The organism is Gardnerella sp. Marseille-Q9691, from assembly GCF_046507715.1.
GTDB lineage: Bacteria > Actinomycetota > Actinomycetes > Actinomycetales > Bifidobacteriaceae > Bifidobacterium > Bifidobacterium greenwoodii.
The window spans coordinates 155768-172474 of record NZ_JBKFXI010000002.1; the positions used below are offsets into that span (position 1 = coordinate 155768).

A 16707-nucleotide genomic window follows, 5' to 3' on the forward strand; every position below is an offset into this window, starting at 1 on the left:
TCATAAGCTAAATCGCATAACCTGCATCAATTCTAATAGATAAACGATAAAACAAATAATAAAAAGCTCTGCGCCGGTGTTACGCGAGTCTTAAAACCCAAGTAACACAGCGCAGAGCCAATGCTTAAGTTCAATCAACGCAAGTAAACAAGCAAACAGCTAAACAACAATCTGCCTGCCACACGCGTTTCGTAAAATCTCGTAAAATTTCACAATCTAGCAATTTCGTAAAATTTACAAAACTGCTACCGAGAGCTATCTACTACTCAGCCACAACCTTCACGGTGAAGGAAGCGGTGATTTCTGGATGCAACGCTACGGTTGCTGGGAACTCACCAGTGGTCTTAATAGCAGCAACCTTGATTGCGCGAGCTTCCACAGCGGCCTTTGGAGCCAAAGCAGCAGCAATCTTCTCGGCAGAAATGCCACCGAAGAGCTTGCCGGACTCGGAAACCTTAGCAGCGAGCTCAACAACGGTGCCTTCAATCTGAGCCTTAGCTGCAACAGCCTCTTCACGAGTAGCAACAGCCTTAGCCAAACGAGCGCGACGCATTGCCTCAATCTGGGAAGCAGCACCCTTATTCCAAGCAAAAGCTAAACCTTGTGGAATAAGGTAGTTACGAGCATAGCCAGCCTTAACTTCAACAACGTCACCAGAGTGACCGAGGTTGGCAACAGTCTTGGTAAGAATAACCTTAGTTTCAGCCATTGTTACAACCTCTCAATCAGCGACCGGTAGTGGCGTATGGGAGCAAAGCCATTTCGCGAGCGTTCTTCACGGCCTTCGCGATCTTGCGCTGTTCCTGCACGGTTACGCCGGTAATACGACGGGAACGAATCTTGCCGCGGTCAGAAACGAACTTGCGCAGCAAAGCAACGTCTTTATAATCAATTTCAGTAATTTTGGCAGCCTTCAGAGGATTTGGCTTCTTCTTGAAAGGCTTGACCGGTGGTTGCGGCCTCTTGCGTGACATAAGATGTCCTCTCTCAAATCCGTTATGCTATTTATTCGCATAACATTTAACTGATGATGAAATTATTAGTATTAAGCAAATAATATTAAGCAATATTAAGTAAACAGCCTAAAATTCCGGCTCTTGCTCGTCGCCGCCGAAATCAGCTCCGGCACCGAAAGTAGTAAATCCGTCGTTCGTTGGTGCAGAACTCCACGGATCTGCTCCAGCATTCGCATTGGAAGCAGCTTGACTTGCAGCGTAATTCGCGCCGCCAGCATAACCGCCCTGAGCGAAGTTAGGATTACTTGCACCGTTCGCACCGTTACCAGCTCCAGCTGCACGAGATCCGCCAGCAAAACCAGCTGCGGAAGTCTGTCGATTAACCTGAGCAGTTGCGTAACGCAAAGACGGACCAATCTCATCGATAGTAAGCTCTACTACCGTGCGATTTGAACCATCTTGCGCCTGATACGAGCGCTGCGACAATCGGCCCTGCGCAATAACGCGCATACCTTTAGAAAGACTATTAGCGCAATGCTCTGCCAGGTCTCGCCAAGCTGAGCAGCGCATAAACAATGCAGGACCATCCTCGAACTGATTCGTATTACGATTGAACGTACGAGGCGTAGACGCAATGGTAAAGCTTGCAACAGAAGCACCATTAGAAAGCGACCTTAATTCAGGATCTGCCGTGAGATTTCCCACAACAGTGATAATTGTTTCGCCTGCCATAGTTTGCCTTTTCTTTCTCGCTTTTGCTTGATTTTGAGATCTAACTAAATTCTTGCTAAATCTAACTAAATTCTTGCTAAATTCTTGCTAAATATAGCTAAATCTTACTAAATCTTGCAATTATTTACTTTATTACCTTATTTACTTAGCGTCCTTGCGAAGAATCTTCGTGCGGATTACAGACTCGTTAAGGTTCAAAACACGGTCAAGTTCGTCGCTTACGGCTGGCTCAGCAGTGTAGTTAACCACAACGTAGTTACCTTCGGTCTTGCCTTCAATTTCGTAAGCGAACTTGCGACGACCCCAGTAATCGGTACCGTCAACAGAACCGCCCTCGTTGGTGACGAGCTCAAGATACTGCTCGGTCAACTTCTTAAGACCGTGCTCATCCAGCTCAGGATTTGCAATGAACATCAGTTCATACTTATGTGCAGACATCACCCACCTCCTTCGGACTATCGGCTATGGACTTTCCACAGCAGGAGTGTGTTTGCAAATATGCGCGGCATTTTGCTGATTTCGCTAGTCTTTAACTGAGAAGTCGCTAATTAGGCAGCTTGCAGCGTTAAAACCGCACATAACTTAGCTATTCTACCCCGCGCTCGCGACGACATAGTTAAGAGATAAAAGTGAAAGACGGAAGCGGAGAATCCGGCCAAAACGACAACAAACGCCGGAAAAGTTGCGCACGTTTGGAGCGCCAAGCCCTCCTAAACTCTCCAAATGCGAGAAAAGTTGCGCGCGTTTGGAGCGCCAAGCCCTCCTAAACTCTCCAAATGCGAGATAAGTTCCCCACGTTTGGAGCGCCAAGACAGCCAAAACGCTCGCACTATAAGCGCTCGCTTACGAAACTCGCGTTGGAAGTCCACTGGACTTCCAACCTAAGCGAGTTTCCGCTCCGAGTTACTTTCGCGCGCTAAATCGCAGCGCTCAAGCATGTCGTCGCGCCAACACGAGCAGTTTAGGTCGTCGCGATTACGCGCGCTCGTGAATATCAACCATGCGATTAGCAATCAGCTCCGGATTGAGCGACTCGTGCACAGGCTGCATCGACTCAGTATTAAGAGCCGCCGCAGCAACCGCAAAACGACCAGTCTTAGCTGAATCAAACTCGTTATATCGCGCATAAATCAACGCCGCCGTCGCAGCATCGCTAGAACCGTTATCGTTCCCAACAGCTTCAACGCCAATGTTCCCATTACCGTGCGCAAGCATCATTCGCTGCACACGCTTTACAGGCACAGGGTAAAACGCCACTCCCTCATCTGCCACACCATAAGCCACACCCGCGCGACCAGCATTCACAAACAGATTCTTCACGCCGCGCTTAAGCAACGCACCCGCGCAACGCGTCGCGGAACGCTCGTCAATCGCATTAATGCCAGTAAGCGCCTGCGACTCGGCAGTATCTAGCACAAGAGTATCAATTCTAGACAATCTAGACAGCACGCGCGGAGCCTTCGCATCCGTAATCGCGCGCACAATAATCGGACGACGATACCTATCACACAACCACTCAAACGACTTCTGTGGAATATTAGTATCAAGCACCAAAATATCTGCGTTTTCAATAATCGACATGCGTTCGCGCAGAAAATCAGGAGTCATGTGGTCGTAAATACTCATGTCATCCAAAGCGAGCAAACGCTGGCCGGAAGCGTCGCCAACATACATGTAAGAAGCGGTCATAGAATCCGGAAGCTGCTTTGCGTAACCAATATCTAATCCGTTTGCAGCAGCATCAATGCGGAACAATTCGCCATTGTGGTCGCCGCCATACACAGAAACCATGCTTGTGCGCACATTAAGTCGCTCCAAAGCAACTGCAATATTTCGCCCAACTCCACCGAGCATGTAACGAACGCGCGAAGCGTTAGACGTGTAATCCATCAAATCGCCGCAAGCAATTCCCAGCACGTCCATGCTAATGCCGCCAACAACGGTTACGTAGCTTGGAGGCGTAACAATATAGCCCTTGCCGCGCAAGTAGCCTTTGCGAATGAGATTAGAGATGTGAGCCGCAATACCAGAACGAGTAATGCCTGCAAGATTTGCAAGTTCCTGTTGACTAATCATTGGATTTTGTTGAATCCAAGCCAAGATTTGCTGTTCACGTTCTGTCATTGTAGGCCTCATCTCTATTGCTATTACAAATGATCCTTACCTTTGCTTACTTTCTAGGATATTCACAAATCTCATAATATGCACGTAAATTTATAAAATTTTATGTATTTTTGTTTATTTTTGTGCTAGGAACTACAATTTTAGGAGTTTTATTTATTAAATTTGATTAAATTTGATTAGATTTGATTAGATTTAATTAGATTTGTCTAGACTTGACTAGATTTGATTAGACTTGACAGACTTGACTACGCAAGTTTAGTTGCTTACGATTTGCGCGCGTCCACCTCTAGTAAAGTCTAAAACAGCGCCAGCAAGATTCGTAAAAGTCGTAAGATGCACGTCGTCGCGCAAAATTTCAGCAGCGTCATCTCGCGCCTGCGCAATAATCTTCGCATCTTGAACAACGCGCAAAAGCTTCAAACTCGAGCTTCCACCAGACTGTGAATCGCCCAAAACGTCGCCAACATTGCGCAATTCCAAATCTTTTTGCGCAATAACCGCTCCATCAAGGGAATTTTCAACAACCTGCAAACGCTCCTGAGCAACCGTGTCACCATCGGTTTGCGCAACCAAAAACGCCCAGGAATTCGTGCCACCGCGCCCAACTCGGCCACGCAACTGGTGCAATTGCGCAAGACCAAATCGATCCGCATCAAAAATCACAATGCAGCTTGCCTGAGGCACGTCAACGCCCACCTCAATCACAGTAGTTGCAACCAAAACTTGCACGTCTCCGCGCGCAAAACGCTCCATAGTTTCGCGCTTTGTTGCGTCATCGTCGCGGCCGGTAAGCTGAGCAAACTTAATACCTTTGAACTGCGGAAGTGCGGAAAGTCGCCTTAAAATGCCGGTAACCGTGTGCAATTTACGGGCAGGAGTTAAGTTTGCTGAATCGTCGGAAGCGGCGCGAGATAAGTCGGAATTTCTACGCGATAAATCGTAATTGCCCTGCGCTAAATCATCGTCGCTTTCTAAATCATCGTCCTCAATGTGCGCGCAAACCACGTAAGCACGCTCCCCCGCGTCAATTCGCGAGCGAATATGGGCAAACATGCGCGCCATAGTACCAGCATCTGCTTCCTGCACAACAAAAGTGCGAATCGGTTTTCTGCCGCCCGGAAGTTCCGTCAAATACGAAGCATCCAAATCGCCAAACCATGTCATTGCGGCAGAGCGCGGAATAGGAGTTGCCGTCATTACCAAAAGATGCGGGGTGATTGAAGAAACTTCAGCACGCGAATCTTCGCTCATTTTGCGCATTAGCACATCTCGCTGCGCAACCCCAAAACGATGCTGCTCGTCAATTATAACCAGCGCCAAATTAGTCGGCTTAAAAGTCGCAGAAAAAGCTGCGTGAGTGGCCACAATCAGCGCCGGCTCACCGCTTGCAACATTCGCGAGCGCACGGCGACGCTCGGCAAGCTTCATGCCGCCAGTAACCAAAATAACAGGAACATTTAGGTTCGCCCGCTTAATCATCTGCCGCAAATTTTCGGCGTGTTGCGACGCAAGAACCTGAGTTGGAGCAACCAAAACCGCCTGATACCCAGATCCAACTGCTTCCAACATTGCGCTCACAGCCACAACCGTTTTTCCGGAACCAACCTCGCCTTGCAAAAGTCGACGCATTGGGCGGCGCTCATGCATATCGCCAATAATTTCGTCAATAACCTCTTGCTGGCCGCTCGTAAGCAAAAACGGTAAACTTTCCGTAAATTTGCAGCGAAGACGAGAATTATTACAGGATTTTGCCTGATTATTTTTAGAATTTTCGCGAGATTGCAGCACAGCCACTTGCGAAACAAAAGCTTCTTCGTAACGCAACGTGGCAAGAGCTTTGTAAAATTCGTCGGTTGATTGAGGATTGTGAATAGCGCAAATTGCTTCCGCGCGAGGCAAAAGATTGCGCTTTTTTAGCACGGATTCCGGAAGAATATTGGGGATTTGGGCGGAAAGTGTGGGTTGAGCCGGTTGCGCGGGCTGAGCAGGTTGATTAGATGCAGAAAGCTCGGATTGCGCGGATGAGGATTGCGCAAGTGCAGGTTGATTAGATGCGGAAAGTGCAGAAATCACAGAAAGCACAGTTTCGTGAATATGCTCGCTGGAAATCCTAGAATTTGCGTGATAAACCGGCTGCGGGGCACAAAGCCTAGCCAAACCTTCCTCAACACTTCCAACAGTATCGGCAGACTTATTAAAACTATCGCGATTTTGTGAAGAATCTACTATTAAAATCTGCGGATGCGCAAACTGAAGTCGACCATTAAAAGCGCTCGACACGCCGCCAATCACAACGTTTTCACCCACACGAAACTTAGCCGAAAGCCAATTAGCGTAAGCGCGATTTTTAGAAAAATAAATAAGTTGCGCAGCTGATTGCTGATCTTGCAAAACGTTGACTTCGAGCCTAAACCCACGGCGCGCGTTCATTGGCACAAGGTTAATCGACTGAATCTGAGCATAAAACGCAATCTCTTCGCCAATTTGAACATCACGCAAACGCGCAATTTTTAGCGGATTTGTAACCCTGAACGGGTAGTAAGTTAGAGCGTCTTCGATTGTGATGATGCCAAGTGACTTCAGAGCAGAAACGCGGCGCTTGTTGCTGATTATTGAGGAAAGTGCAGCGTGCGTTTTGGCTGAGTTCGTGGGCATATTTAGCATATTTCGATTATAAATCATCCGCAAAGCATTTACTTAAGCGCGCTCCAAACGCGAGAAACTTAACTCGCATTTGGAGCGCCACACCACACCAAACCCTCCAAACACGAGAAACTGAACTCACATTTGGAGCGCCACACCACACCAAACCCTCCAAACACGAGAAACTTAACTCACATTTGGAGGGTCTAAAGCCATATAACACTCCAAACGCGAGGAAAGTCGCGCACGTTTGGAGCGCCACAACGCGAGCGCGACGAAAAATCTGCAAATACAAAAAAGCCCCGAGCACTGCTCAGGGCCTTACAATTTAAACGCAATCAATACGCGATTCACGCCTCAACGCGCTGAACCTTGCCAGCCTTAATGCATTTCACGCACACGCGAAGACGAACATTTTCGCCATCAATAGTGGTGCGAACCGGCTGAAGATTCGGGCGGAAGGTGCGCTTATTGCGGATATGCGAATGTGAAACAATGAAACCGGTCTGCGGTCCCTTGCCACATACTGCGCAACGAGCTGCCATAATGGACTCCCTATTTTCTTTGACTTGCAAGTCTTGCGTCATTCAACCATGCCACTGCCCGCGCAAATTACGTATTCAAATAGCCTACGCAAACAGCCCAAACAAATAAGCATGCCGAACGCACAACTACACAAGTATATCACTTACCAAGACAATCCGAATGCACAAACTCCGTCTTATCTCGCAAGTCCGCAACACTCTTGCACCCAAGAAGAGCCATAATAACGCGAATTTGCTCCTGCCAATCTGAAATTTGTTGAGCAAGTGCGTCCTCACCCTCGTGCATAAGCGTGTGCAAAAACTCGCCGGCAACCCCCACAGCAGAAGCCCCTAACGCAAGAGCGCGCACAACATCAAGCGGTGTTCTAACTCCGCCGCTAGCAAAAATTTCCACAGGATTAGCTTTAAGCGCCTCGCACTTTCGAATATCAATCAGCGACTCAACGGTTGTAAGCCCCCAATCCGCCAAATAATCGTATCCACTGTGCGAGCGACGAGCGTTTTCAATCGTCACAAAATTCGTGCCGCCGCGCCCAGAAACATCAACCGCGCGCACGCCAACATCTCGCAGACGCAAAACATCTCGAGCCGTCATACCGCAGCCAGTTTCCTTCACAACAACCGGCACGCTCACCCTTTCACACGAGCGCACAATCTGCTCAATATTTTTAAGCCAATTTCGAAAATCGCGGTCGCCTTCCGGCATCACAAGCTCCTGAGCCGCGTTCAAATGCACCTGCAGCGCGTTTGCCTGCAGCATATCAACGGCGCGCATAGCATCGCTTTGACTCGTGCCAGCACTTACGTTCGCCATTACAAAACCGCGCGGATTTTCGCTTCGAATCACGCTAAAAGTGGCTGTTAGCGCGTCATTTTGAAGGGCGGCGCTTAGCGATCCACTTGCGATTGCCACGCCGGTTTTTGCCGCAACGCGCGCGAGTTGTGCGTTTATTTTTTGCGCATTGGCGCTTCCGCCGGTCATTGCGTTAATATACAGCGGCGAGCGCCAAAGGAAGGCTGGGTTGGCAGAGGCACTGCAGGCGCTGGCGGATGTACCGTCGGCATCACTTTCCTTTTGCACAAACACGCGCACGCTAGAGTCAACTTCGTCCAACGCCACCTGCGGCAAAGCATTCGGCATAAAACGCACGGAGTCAAAACCGGAATTTGCGCGAGGATTATACTGAGCGTCCGCAAGGGCAAGATGTGCGTCCTTGCGATTCTGAATTGATTTAGAAGGCTGATTTTCCAACGCTTTAGCGACGCAAGTTTCCGAATTTTCGGTCACTTTAGCGACGCAAGTTTCCGAATCTTCGCCGTCATCAATAATTTGCGCAACTTCAATATTTAAAGGCATAATTCCGTGATTTTCCCAAGCTGACTTCATACTTTCAATCCGATTCTTTTCGTAAATTGTTGTAAGCGCAATTGCGCAATCTCCCCCACCAGCGCCGCTAGTTTTCGCTGGAATCCCAGCAAAAATGGCGTCTTCAATAAGACTCGTAAGCTTTGGAGTTTCGATTAGCGTTCCGGTAAGCGCGCTTAATTTTTGTAATAATTCGCGATTTTGTGCAAAACAAGCGGAAATATTATTTAATTCTGATTCTTTTAGAGAAGATTTTTCTAGCGAAGATTTTCGCATTGAAGATTCTTCCAACGAAGATTCTTCCAGCGAGAAGTTTTCTAGCGATTGTGCCAATTTCTGCACGCAAATTTCGCTTTGATCGCAAAAATCTTGGTATGTAAATGAGTGCGCAATTTCGGAAGAAACGCTGCTTTCTACGCTACTTACCAACTGCGCGCTAGAAGCTGGCGAACCGGTCCAGCCTACCAAAAGTTTTAGCGTTTTCGACACATTTATTCGTTTAAATTCCAGTCGCGGCCACTTTTTACGCAATAATTTACTAAAATCAGATTCGCCGGATTTTATCAAACCAAGCTCCGACTCAAGCCACTCTCGATTGTACGCGCGGTACAAAATCCATCCGCCGCAGGAACTCGCGGCCACATCGCCGCCGCTGCCGGACCTCTTTACCATCGAAGAGGCAATCAGCGAAAGTTTGCAAATCGTTGGAACATCCGGCTTCAATCCGTACCATTTGCACAGCGCGCGCACGGTTGCAACAGTTATTGCAGCCGAAGATCCAAGACCGTATTTTCGCCCGGATTTTGCGTCGTCGAGTTCGCTGGAAATGTGCAAATTGTAGCTTTTGCGGTCCATATTTGGCGAGAAGCACTCGCTTGCATAAGAGTCAATTACGCGCATTGCGGCGAGCACATAAGCATATTTTTCGTCGCCTAGTATTTCGATACTTCCGTCAGAGGAGCGCGTCCAGAAAATCGGCTTATAATTTTCTTTTTCAGATACGATTACGCCGTAATATTTTCGGCTTTCCGGCGATAATGTAGGCAAATTTTCATCATCAACCTTAACGGTTACATAACGATTCACCGCCGCCACAATCGCCGCCGAACCATCAACAACCGCATACTCGCCCGCAATATAAAGCTTTCCGGGAGCACTCGCCTGCACCTGAGTCATAATTTCGCCGCCTGTTTCAAACTCGCACTTACGCTTACGCCGTCGCCTGGCAAAGCAATCGTAAATTTGGCGGATTCCGCCACTCGCCCGCGCAACTCCTCAGCCGCACGCGCCGCACAACCCGCATCCGTCAGCACCTTCACATTCGGCCCCGCATCCATCGTGGCCCAAACCGGCCAACCGCACTCACGCATAGAGCGCACAGCATCTAGCACAGCGTAAGTTTTATCCGTCAAATAATTTACAGGCGGATCGGCTTTGCGCATAGTTTCGTGCATTCCCAACGAATTTTGCTCCATAACCTCGCCCAGCTGCTCAATGCTGCCAACGCGAATCGCATCAAGAGCGCGCGCAAGATCATTCTTCGACTGCTCAACCCAAGGCATGTACGCGGGCGAAGTTTCAACAGTTCGACGCATGGCAGTTCGGCTCGAAATCGGCTTTTTACTGCGGTCTAGCGTGACGACAATCATTGCGGGATTCAAATTTTTTATGGCGGGAAGAGAAGAAGAAAGAGAAGCGGAAAGAGAAGTGGAAATAGAAGCGGAAAGCGGCTTATCAGCAGTCTCAGCGAGCAAATCCGCAATCGGCTCCGCATAAGACGTTTCGTCATCCTCGCCCTTATTCCAAAGCACGAATCCGCCAAAAATCGAGCGACACGCCGAACCAGAACCTCGGCGAGCAAGTCTAGAAAGTTCGCGCGGAGTCAAATTCAATCCGGCGGCATAAGATGCGGCAGCTGCAAGAGCAGCAGATCCGGACGCGCTAGAAGCAAGACCGGCCGCAATCGGTACGTGATTATGCGAAACAACTTTCGCTTTCGTTGAAATTCCGGCCTTTTCGCGCACCAAATCGAGCATTGCAACTACGCGAAGACGCGTGGAATCATCCGTCGGCAGAGCAAATCCGTCCAAAGTAACGAAATCGGCAGAAAGACTTTCGTCAAAATGCACGCTAGTAGTTGCGTACAAATCCGAAAGAGTGAGCGAAAGCGAGGAAGTATAAGGCAAAATCAGCCGTTCGTCGCGCTTGCCCCAATACTTAATCAGCGCAATATTCACATTCGCTTTGGCTACAGCTGAGTTAGGAGCAAGGCTTGAGTCAAACGTTACTTTTGGCTGAATTTCAACGTTTTGCATGCGATTCCTTTGCTGCGAATTGGTGGGCGCGGCTTGCGAGGCTGGTGCGTTGGTGCGTGCACAGCGCACTAAGTATCTATTTTAGCAATTGCCGGCGCAAAAGCTCATACGCGCAAGAAAACGCGCGCGAACGCAAACACACTAAAACACGCGCAAACTATAAAAAACTCTAGAAATCTGCCGCAAATGTGAATGTGTTGTAAGCGTAAGGCGCATACCGTAGTTTTTTGCAGTCGACGCGACTAAATTAGAAAAATTGTTAAATCGCAAGAATCGCAAATTAAATCGCAAGAACACAAAGGAGATGTGAAGTCGTGCCGCAAACGCAACGCGAACCGTCAAAAGCGCTTAATATCAACGCTAAGACGACGTCAAGTTATGCTAAAGCGTCGGGAAATTGTGCGCGCACGGGTTACGGCGAAACTTGCGCAAAGGTGATTCTTTTCGGCGAGCATTCCGTGGTTTATGGGTATTCTGCGATTGCTCTGCCGCTGAAAAACTTGCGCATGCGAGCCACGGTGACTGGCTGCGATTTAGCGGGTGAGGAAAATGCTGGCTGCGAAACTGGCGAAACTGCAACTTGCGAAACGTGCGAAACGTGCTCAGAAATTCCCGAATCTGCCGAGTCCACTATCCCCCAAAATTTCGATTCGCTCATCACGCTTTCCTGCCTAGACTTTACTGGCAAACTTTCCGAAGTTCCGCAGCGTTTTAACAGCGTTCGCACCGCAATTCACGCGGCACTCGAGTTTTCTGGGCGCGTCGGCGATTCGCTGCATGTTGCAACAGAGTCTGATTTTCCGCCTGAGCGCGGCCTTGGCTCGTCTGCCGCTTCAGCTGGAGCTGTAATCCGCGCAATTCTTGACTACTACAAAATTCGCGCAAGTGAAGATGAGATTTTTGCGCTCACGCAATCGGCTGAGCGCGTGGCTCACGGGCGCTCTTCGGGCTTGGATGCCACTGCAACTTCGGCTTCGTGGCCTGTGCATTTTAGCAGCGGTGAGTTTTCGCGCATGGAAATAAACATGCGAGCGTGGCTTATTTTGGCGGATTCTGGGTGCAAAGGCATGACGCGCGTAACGGTTGATGCTTTGCGTGCGCGAATGGATGCTAAGCCGGATGCGGTTAAAAATCAGCTGGATGAGTTGGGGGCGATTGCGAATCAGGCGGCGGAAGATTTGGCGTTGGGGCGCGCTGCGGATATGGGTGCGAGGATGACGCGCGCGCACAGGATTTTGGCTGATTTGGGCGTGAGCACGCCTCAGCTTGATGAGTTGGTGCAGACTGCGTGCGATCACGGTGCGTTGGGCGCGAAGCTTACTGGCGGCGGTGGCGGCGGATGCGTGATTGCGCTGGCGGATACTGAGGCTGCGGCCGAGCGAGTAAGCGCGGCTTTGCGCGCGGCTGGCGCGTGCGGCACGTGGATTGTGGACTTGGGTGCGCTGGCATAAGCCGAGGCCAAAACGACCACAAACGCCGGAAAAATACACGGCAAATGTTTCCCAAATCCGCAAAACCGACCACAAACGCCGTAGAAAAAACACGGCAAATGTTTCCAAAATCAGCCAAACCGACAACAAACGCCGGATAAAAAACACGGCAAATGTTTCGCTACGCCGGTCTTCAGACACGCGTGCAGCGCGACGACCTGCTTTCGCGCTGCGATTTAGCGCGCGAAGGCAATTCGGAGCGGAAACTCGCTTAAGTTGGAAGTCCAGTGGACTTCCAACGCGAGTTTCGCGCGCGAGCGTAATCAGCACGAGCGCCATCTGCACCAGTGTCTCAAAACAAGCAAAATGAGACCCTAACGCAGTACGCAATCTGCACTAATGTCCGAAAACAACCAAACAGAGACAATAACGCATTAACTCATCTGCACCAGTGTCCCAAAATGGGCAGAATGAGACACTCGCGCAGAAAGCAAGTCATCGCGCGCTAAATCGCAGCGCTCAAGCAGGTCGTCGCGCAATAAAATCATCAACAATTGCTTGCATAATTAATTACATTTACGTTACATTGTATATAATTATTATGTAATCAGATAATCAAAAAGTACAGAATTCGCCATAAGAATTTGAATAAGAGTAGGAATAACGCATGGCTACAGCAACAACAGATATAGTAAACGTGAACTTTCGAGCAAAGAAAGAAGACAAACTCAACGCAGAACGAGTTTGCAAGGAGCTCGGAATCTCTATGAGCGCCGCGCTGAACGTGTTTATTAAAACAATCGGTCGCGAAAAGAGGATACCGTTAGATTTTTCGCTAGACCCGTTTTATGAACCGTCAAATCAAGCATATTTGAAATCGCAGATTGACGGCGTGAAAAATGGCACAATCAAGCTCGAAGAGCACAATCTAATAATGGATTAAGCCTGAGGATTCAAACAATGAGAAAAATTGCTTGGACTCCAGACGCCTGGAACGACTATCTCTATTGGGAAAGCGATAATAAAACTCGTAAAAAGCTTAACAATATTATTAAAGAGATTATGCGAAATCCAATAGATGGAAAAGGTAAGCCTGAGCCACTTAAAGGAAACTATTCCGGTTATTGGAGTAGACGAGTAAACGATAAGGATAGAATCGTTTACTCATTTACAGATGAAGCGATTATAATCTACGCCTGCAGAGGCCACTACGACGATAAATAACGCGAATACACAAGCGCGCAAAAATCGCAGCTAATCCGCGCGCACAAAAAATGCTAAAACTCCAACTAAGGATTCTTTAACAACTCATCAAACATCGCATGATACAAGCGCAAATTCAAAGACTCTATCCGCGTAATAGTCGAAATTTTGCACCGTCATGAGCATATAGATGCCTTGCTCAGTAAAAGCATATGGAAGCTTTCTGCGACCACCCCGACTTGATGTAGAATTTTTCGACATCAAGTTTTTGAACTCATCAGCGCATATGCAACTATTCTACAAAACACTACAGAAAGAGCAGCAAATAGACAGCCGCGACCAAAACGACAACAAACGCCGTAGAATTTACCGGCAAATGTGGTCAGCTTCGGCAAAATTGACAACAAACGCCGGAGAATTACACGGAGAATGTGGTCAGCCGCGCGCAGTTTATGCCTTTCTTCGTCAGGTCCTACCTACACTGTCAGTAGTGTCTTATTGCTACAAAACATCTTTTATTTAGTGATTTTTTTCTATAAAAACTTTTGATTTGCAAAGAATTGGTGTAGGCTAAGTTTTTGTAGCCTGAAATAGGTTTACTTCGGCTGAGCTTTTGGCCGTTCTATTCCAGTTTTGGGTTCTAAATATTGGTATCTGTCTTCTACGCGTTAGCCCTAACTTTTGCGTGGGAATCAGATAAAAGAGATTGAAGGTCTACAAATGTTGACTAAAAAGACCATTGCCGCATTCGCTGCTGGCGTCACTTTAGTTTCTGGTTTTGCTCTTGCAACCCCAGCAATGGCTGATGCTACTTCGCCATTGAATACTGCTGATCCATTGAGCTACGATTCTGCTACAAGTTCTGAAGCTTTTGCAGAGCCAGCTCCAGCCCCAGCTCCTGCACCAGCTCCAGCTCAGCTTCCTGATGCTCCAGCTGCTTTGGTCGCAAATCCAAAGACTCGCACATACACGAATCATTTGGGTACTGTAGTTTACGAGCCAGCAACCACCCCACTTTACGACGAAGCTTTGTCTGGCAAGTTCGATACTCCAGCCAAGCCAGCTCCTAAGTGCACTAAGACCAAGAGGCTTCCTAAGACCGGTGCTGCCGTAGCTTTGCTTGCCGTTGCTGCTTCTGCTATTGCAGGCTTGGGTGTTGCTCTTCGCAAGTTCCGCCATTAATGCGTAACTAATGAATAATTGAAAAGTTAAAAGGTGTAAGTTGTTTTAATTTGCGCCGTTTAATAACATACTTTGACGTGTGGTGTGAAATCGTTGGTTTTACGCCACACGTCTTTTTTTGGATTAAAACTTCATAAATTGGGAATACATACAATAACTGTTATACAAAGAATGCCGAGAGTACTTCTCCCGGCATTATTTATATAGGTTATACAAATAAAATACACGGCAAATGTGGTCAACCAATGCAGAAACGACCACAAACGCCAGTAAAAATACACGGCAAATGTGGTCAACCAATGCAGAAACGACAACAAACGCCGGAAAAGTTGCGCACGTTTGGAGCGATACGCCAAACCAAACCCTCCAAATGCGAGATAGATTCCCCACATTTGGAGCAATACACCACACCAAAGCTCGCACTATAAGCGCTCGCTTACGAAACTCGCGTTGGAAGTCCACTGGACTTCCAACCTAAGCGAGTTTCCGCTCCGAGTTGCTTTCGCGCGCGCTGTGCTGCGCTCAAGCAGTCGTCGCGCCAACGCGAGATAAGTTGCGCGCGTTTGGAGCAAAAAAATCGGGGACTGACGAATCAGTCCCCGAAAGCTTAGCATACTTGCCGAAGGAAGTTATCCTCCAGCAAGTTTACTTAAGTTAGTTCAACGCCGAATCAACTAATTCAGTGCCGAACTAGCCTCAGCTTAGTGGCGGATCTTGCGAAGAGCAGCACCCATACCAGCAAGCACGGAAGCAGCAACAGCAGCCAAAGCTACAGCAGCACCGGTCTTAGCCAATGGAGCAGCAGACTTCTTAGCATCAGCCTTCTTAGCATCGTTCTTCTTAGAAGAAGCTTCCTCAAGAATCTTCTTGACTTCCTGGCCGAACTTGCCGCTCAAAGCGGAGTCGTAGAGAGCCTTAGCACCTGGAACCTGTGGGAAGTTCTTGGACAATGGGTCAGAAGTTACAACTGGTGGAAGCAAAGCTGGGTTTACACCGTTGGCAACAGCCTCGTTGTAAACAGCCTTGTAGTCAGCCAAAGCCTTGTTGTAAGCGTCAACTGCAGCCAAAGCCTTGGTCAAAGCATCATTATACTCAGCAGTAGCCTTAGCAAAAGCAGCGGTTGCGCGAGTTACGTGAGCTTCGGCGCGAGCCACAGCGTCACGCAAACGAGTCTCGGTAGCAGAATCGTTTACACCAGAAGCCAAGAATGCGTTAAGACGCAACTTAGCGTTGTCAAGATCGTTGACACGAGCCTTAAGTTCTGCAGTAGCAGCAGCAAGAGCAGCAGTCTTATCCTTAAGAGTTGCCTTTGCGTGAGCCAAAGCATCATCAGCGTCGTCAAGCATCATCTTAGCAAAACGAACCTGGTCGATGAGAGTGTGCTGAACACCCTTGCCCTGTGGAGTTGGGGTTGGATCCTTATGCTCTGGATCCTTATGCTCTGGATCAGCAGGAACATCCTTGCATTCACCCTTAGCAAGATCAGCCTTGGCATCCTGCAAAGCATCATTAGCTTCATCCAAAGCTACCTTAGCTTCACTAATATCGTGCTTAGTAGGAGTTGCACCAAGAGTTGCATCGAATGTGTTGTCAGCAGGAACAGCTGGAAGAGCAGCAGAGGTATCCAAATCGGTAAATGCGACATTCTTGAACTTATCGTTCTTCTTAGCCGCAGCAACAGCCTCGTTTACCTTCTTAGCAGCTTTCTTAGCAGCGTCATTCAAAGAACCCTTGTTGTCAGCATTAGCATCAGCCTTATCAGCAGCTTCCTTTGCATCCTTGTAGTTCTTAACAGCCTGCTTGAAAGCATCTACAAGACCCTTAGCAGTGTTGTAAGCTTCGGTGTCTTCTTCGTACTTATCTTTTACATCAGCGAGGTGACGCTCAGCCTTAGCAACATTACGCTTAGCTTCAGTAACAGCCTGCTTGAGCTCAGCGAGCTTGTCAGCAGCAACTGGAGTGCACTTAGGAGTCTCAGCAGCGAAAGCTGGGACGGCGAATGCCATACCGGAAAGAAGTGTGGCGCCAGCAGCGAATGCGGCGATAGCCTTCTTATTCAACATAATATTTTCCTTTCTTCTTCTCCTTCGTGCTAGGTACACGAAGAAAAATTTGCCATTTGCGGTTTCCCGCGCGCACCGGTGGAACTAGGGATTTCACCGGTAGCTGAGTTATAACTTACAGCATACTCTCAGAAAACTCAACACCTGT

At 48.4% G+C, this 16707-nt stretch carries 14 protein-coding genes and 1 pseudogene; 4 read left to right on the forward strand and 11 right to left on the reverse strand.

Annotation, left to right across the window (positions count from 1 at the left end):
• Positions 1 to 262 precede the first annotated feature (262 nt).
• From rplI to mvaD, 9 genes are all read right to left on the reverse strand, one after another.
• Positions 263 to 709 (reverse strand): 50S ribosomal protein L9, encoded by a 447-nt coding sequence (gene rplI, locus ACLD6A_RS04205; protein WP_004128899.1) that lies wholly within the window; start codon positions 707 to 709, stop codon positions 263 to 265.
• 16 nt (positions 710 to 725) lie between these two features.
• Positions 726 to 974 (reverse strand): 30S ribosomal protein S18, encoded by a 249-nt coding sequence (gene rpsR, locus ACLD6A_RS04210; RefSeq protein ID WP_004105399.1) that lies wholly within the window; start codon positions 972 to 974, stop codon positions 726 to 728.
• A 108-nt stretch (positions 975 to 1082) separates the two neighbouring features.
• A complete protein-coding gene (locus tag ACLD6A_RS04215; protein ID WP_004128901.1) occupies positions 1083 to 1688 on the reverse strand; it encodes a single-stranded DNA-binding protein in 606 nt (201 codons plus the stop codon).
• Between the two features lie 141 nt (positions 1689 to 1829).
• Positions 1830 to 2126, reverse strand: coding sequence for a 30S ribosomal protein S6 (gene rpsF, locus ACLD6A_RS04220; RefSeq protein WP_004128903.1), 297 nt, complete (start codon positions 2124 to 2126; stop codon positions 1830 to 1832).
• A 537-nt stretch (positions 2127 to 2663) separates the two neighbouring features.
• A complete protein-coding gene (locus ACLD6A_RS04225) occupies positions 2664 to 3812 on the reverse strand; it encodes a PfkB family carbohydrate kinase (protein WP_410313689.1) in 1149 nt (382 codons plus the stop codon).
• 255 nt (positions 3813 to 4067) lie between these two features.
• Positions 4068 to 6494 carry an ATP-dependent DNA helicase RecG gene (locus ACLD6A_RS04230; protein ID WP_410313690.1) on the reverse strand — a complete coding sequence of 809 codons (2427 nt, stop codon included), beginning with the start codon at positions 6492 to 6494 and terminating at the stop codon, positions 4068 to 4070.
• A gap of 311 nt (positions 6495 to 6805) precedes the next feature.
• Positions 6806 to 7000: a 50S ribosomal protein L28 gene (gene rpmB, locus ACLD6A_RS04235; RefSeq protein WP_410313691.1), complete on the reverse strand. Its 195-nt coding sequence runs from the start codon at positions 6998 to 7000 to the stop codon at positions 6806 to 6808.
• 139 nt (positions 7001 to 7139) lie between these two features.
• Positions 7140 to 9542 carry a type 2 isopentenyl-diphosphate Delta-isomerase gene (fni, locus tag ACLD6A_RS04240; protein ID WP_410313692.1) on the reverse strand — a complete coding sequence of 801 codons (2403 nt, stop codon included), beginning with the start codon at positions 9540 to 9542 and terminating at the stop codon, positions 7140 to 7142.
• On the reverse strand, positions 9539 to 10681 hold the full coding sequence (mvaD, locus tag ACLD6A_RS04245) for a diphosphomevalonate decarboxylase (protein ID WP_410313693.1): 1143 nt from the start codon (positions 10679 to 10681) through the stop codon (positions 9539 to 9541). The genes fni and mvaD overlap by 4 nt, the downstream gene beginning before the upstream one ends.
• Positions 10682 to 10995: 314 nt before the next feature.
• On the opposite strand from mvaD, the gene mvk reads away from it, so the two are divergent.
• The 3 genes from mvk to ACLD6A_RS04260 all read left to right on the forward strand — a co-directional run bounded on the left by mvk (position 10996) and on the right by ACLD6A_RS04260 (position 13335).
• Positions 10996 to 12132, forward strand: coding sequence for a mevalonate kinase (gene mvk, locus ACLD6A_RS04250; protein ID WP_004134409.1), 1137 nt, complete (start codon positions 10996 to 10998; stop codon positions 12130 to 12132).
• A gap of 646 nt (positions 12133 to 12778) precedes the next feature.
• Positions 12779 to 13054 (forward strand): type II toxin-antitoxin system RelB/DinJ family antitoxin, encoded by a 276-nt coding sequence (locus ACLD6A_RS04255; RefSeq protein WP_004134403.1) that lies wholly within the window; start codon positions 12779 to 12781, stop codon positions 13052 to 13054.
• A gap of 17 nt (positions 13055 to 13071) precedes the next feature.
• Positions 13072 to 13335 (forward strand): Txe/YoeB family addiction module toxin, encoded by a 264-nt coding sequence (locus ACLD6A_RS04260; RefSeq protein WP_004134401.1) that lies wholly within the window; start codon positions 13072 to 13074, stop codon positions 13333 to 13335.
• A gap of 150 nt (positions 13336 to 13485) precedes the next feature.
• Here the strand turns inward: ACLD6A_RS04260 and ACLD6A_RS04265 are convergent.
• A pseudogene (locus ACLD6A_RS04265) lies at positions 13486 to 13593 on the reverse strand (ORF6N domain-containing protein); the annotation flags it as partial.
• 441 nt (positions 13594 to 14034) lie between these two features.
• Between ACLD6A_RS04265 and ACLD6A_RS04270 the strand changes: the two are divergent.
• Positions 14035 to 14496 carry a hypothetical protein gene (locus ACLD6A_RS04270; RefSeq protein WP_004134400.1) on the forward strand — a complete coding sequence of 154 codons (462 nt, stop codon included), beginning with the start codon at positions 14035 to 14037 and terminating at the stop codon, positions 14494 to 14496.
• 701 nt (positions 14497 to 15197) lie between these two features.
• On the opposite strand, the gene ACLD6A_RS04275 is transcribed toward ACLD6A_RS04270, so the two are convergent.
• Positions 15198 to 16559: a hypothetical protein gene (locus ACLD6A_RS04275; RefSeq protein WP_410313694.1), complete on the reverse strand. Its 1362-nt coding sequence runs from the start codon at positions 16557 to 16559 to the stop codon at positions 15198 to 15200.
• Between the last annotated feature and the right edge of the window lie 148 nt (positions 16560 to 16707).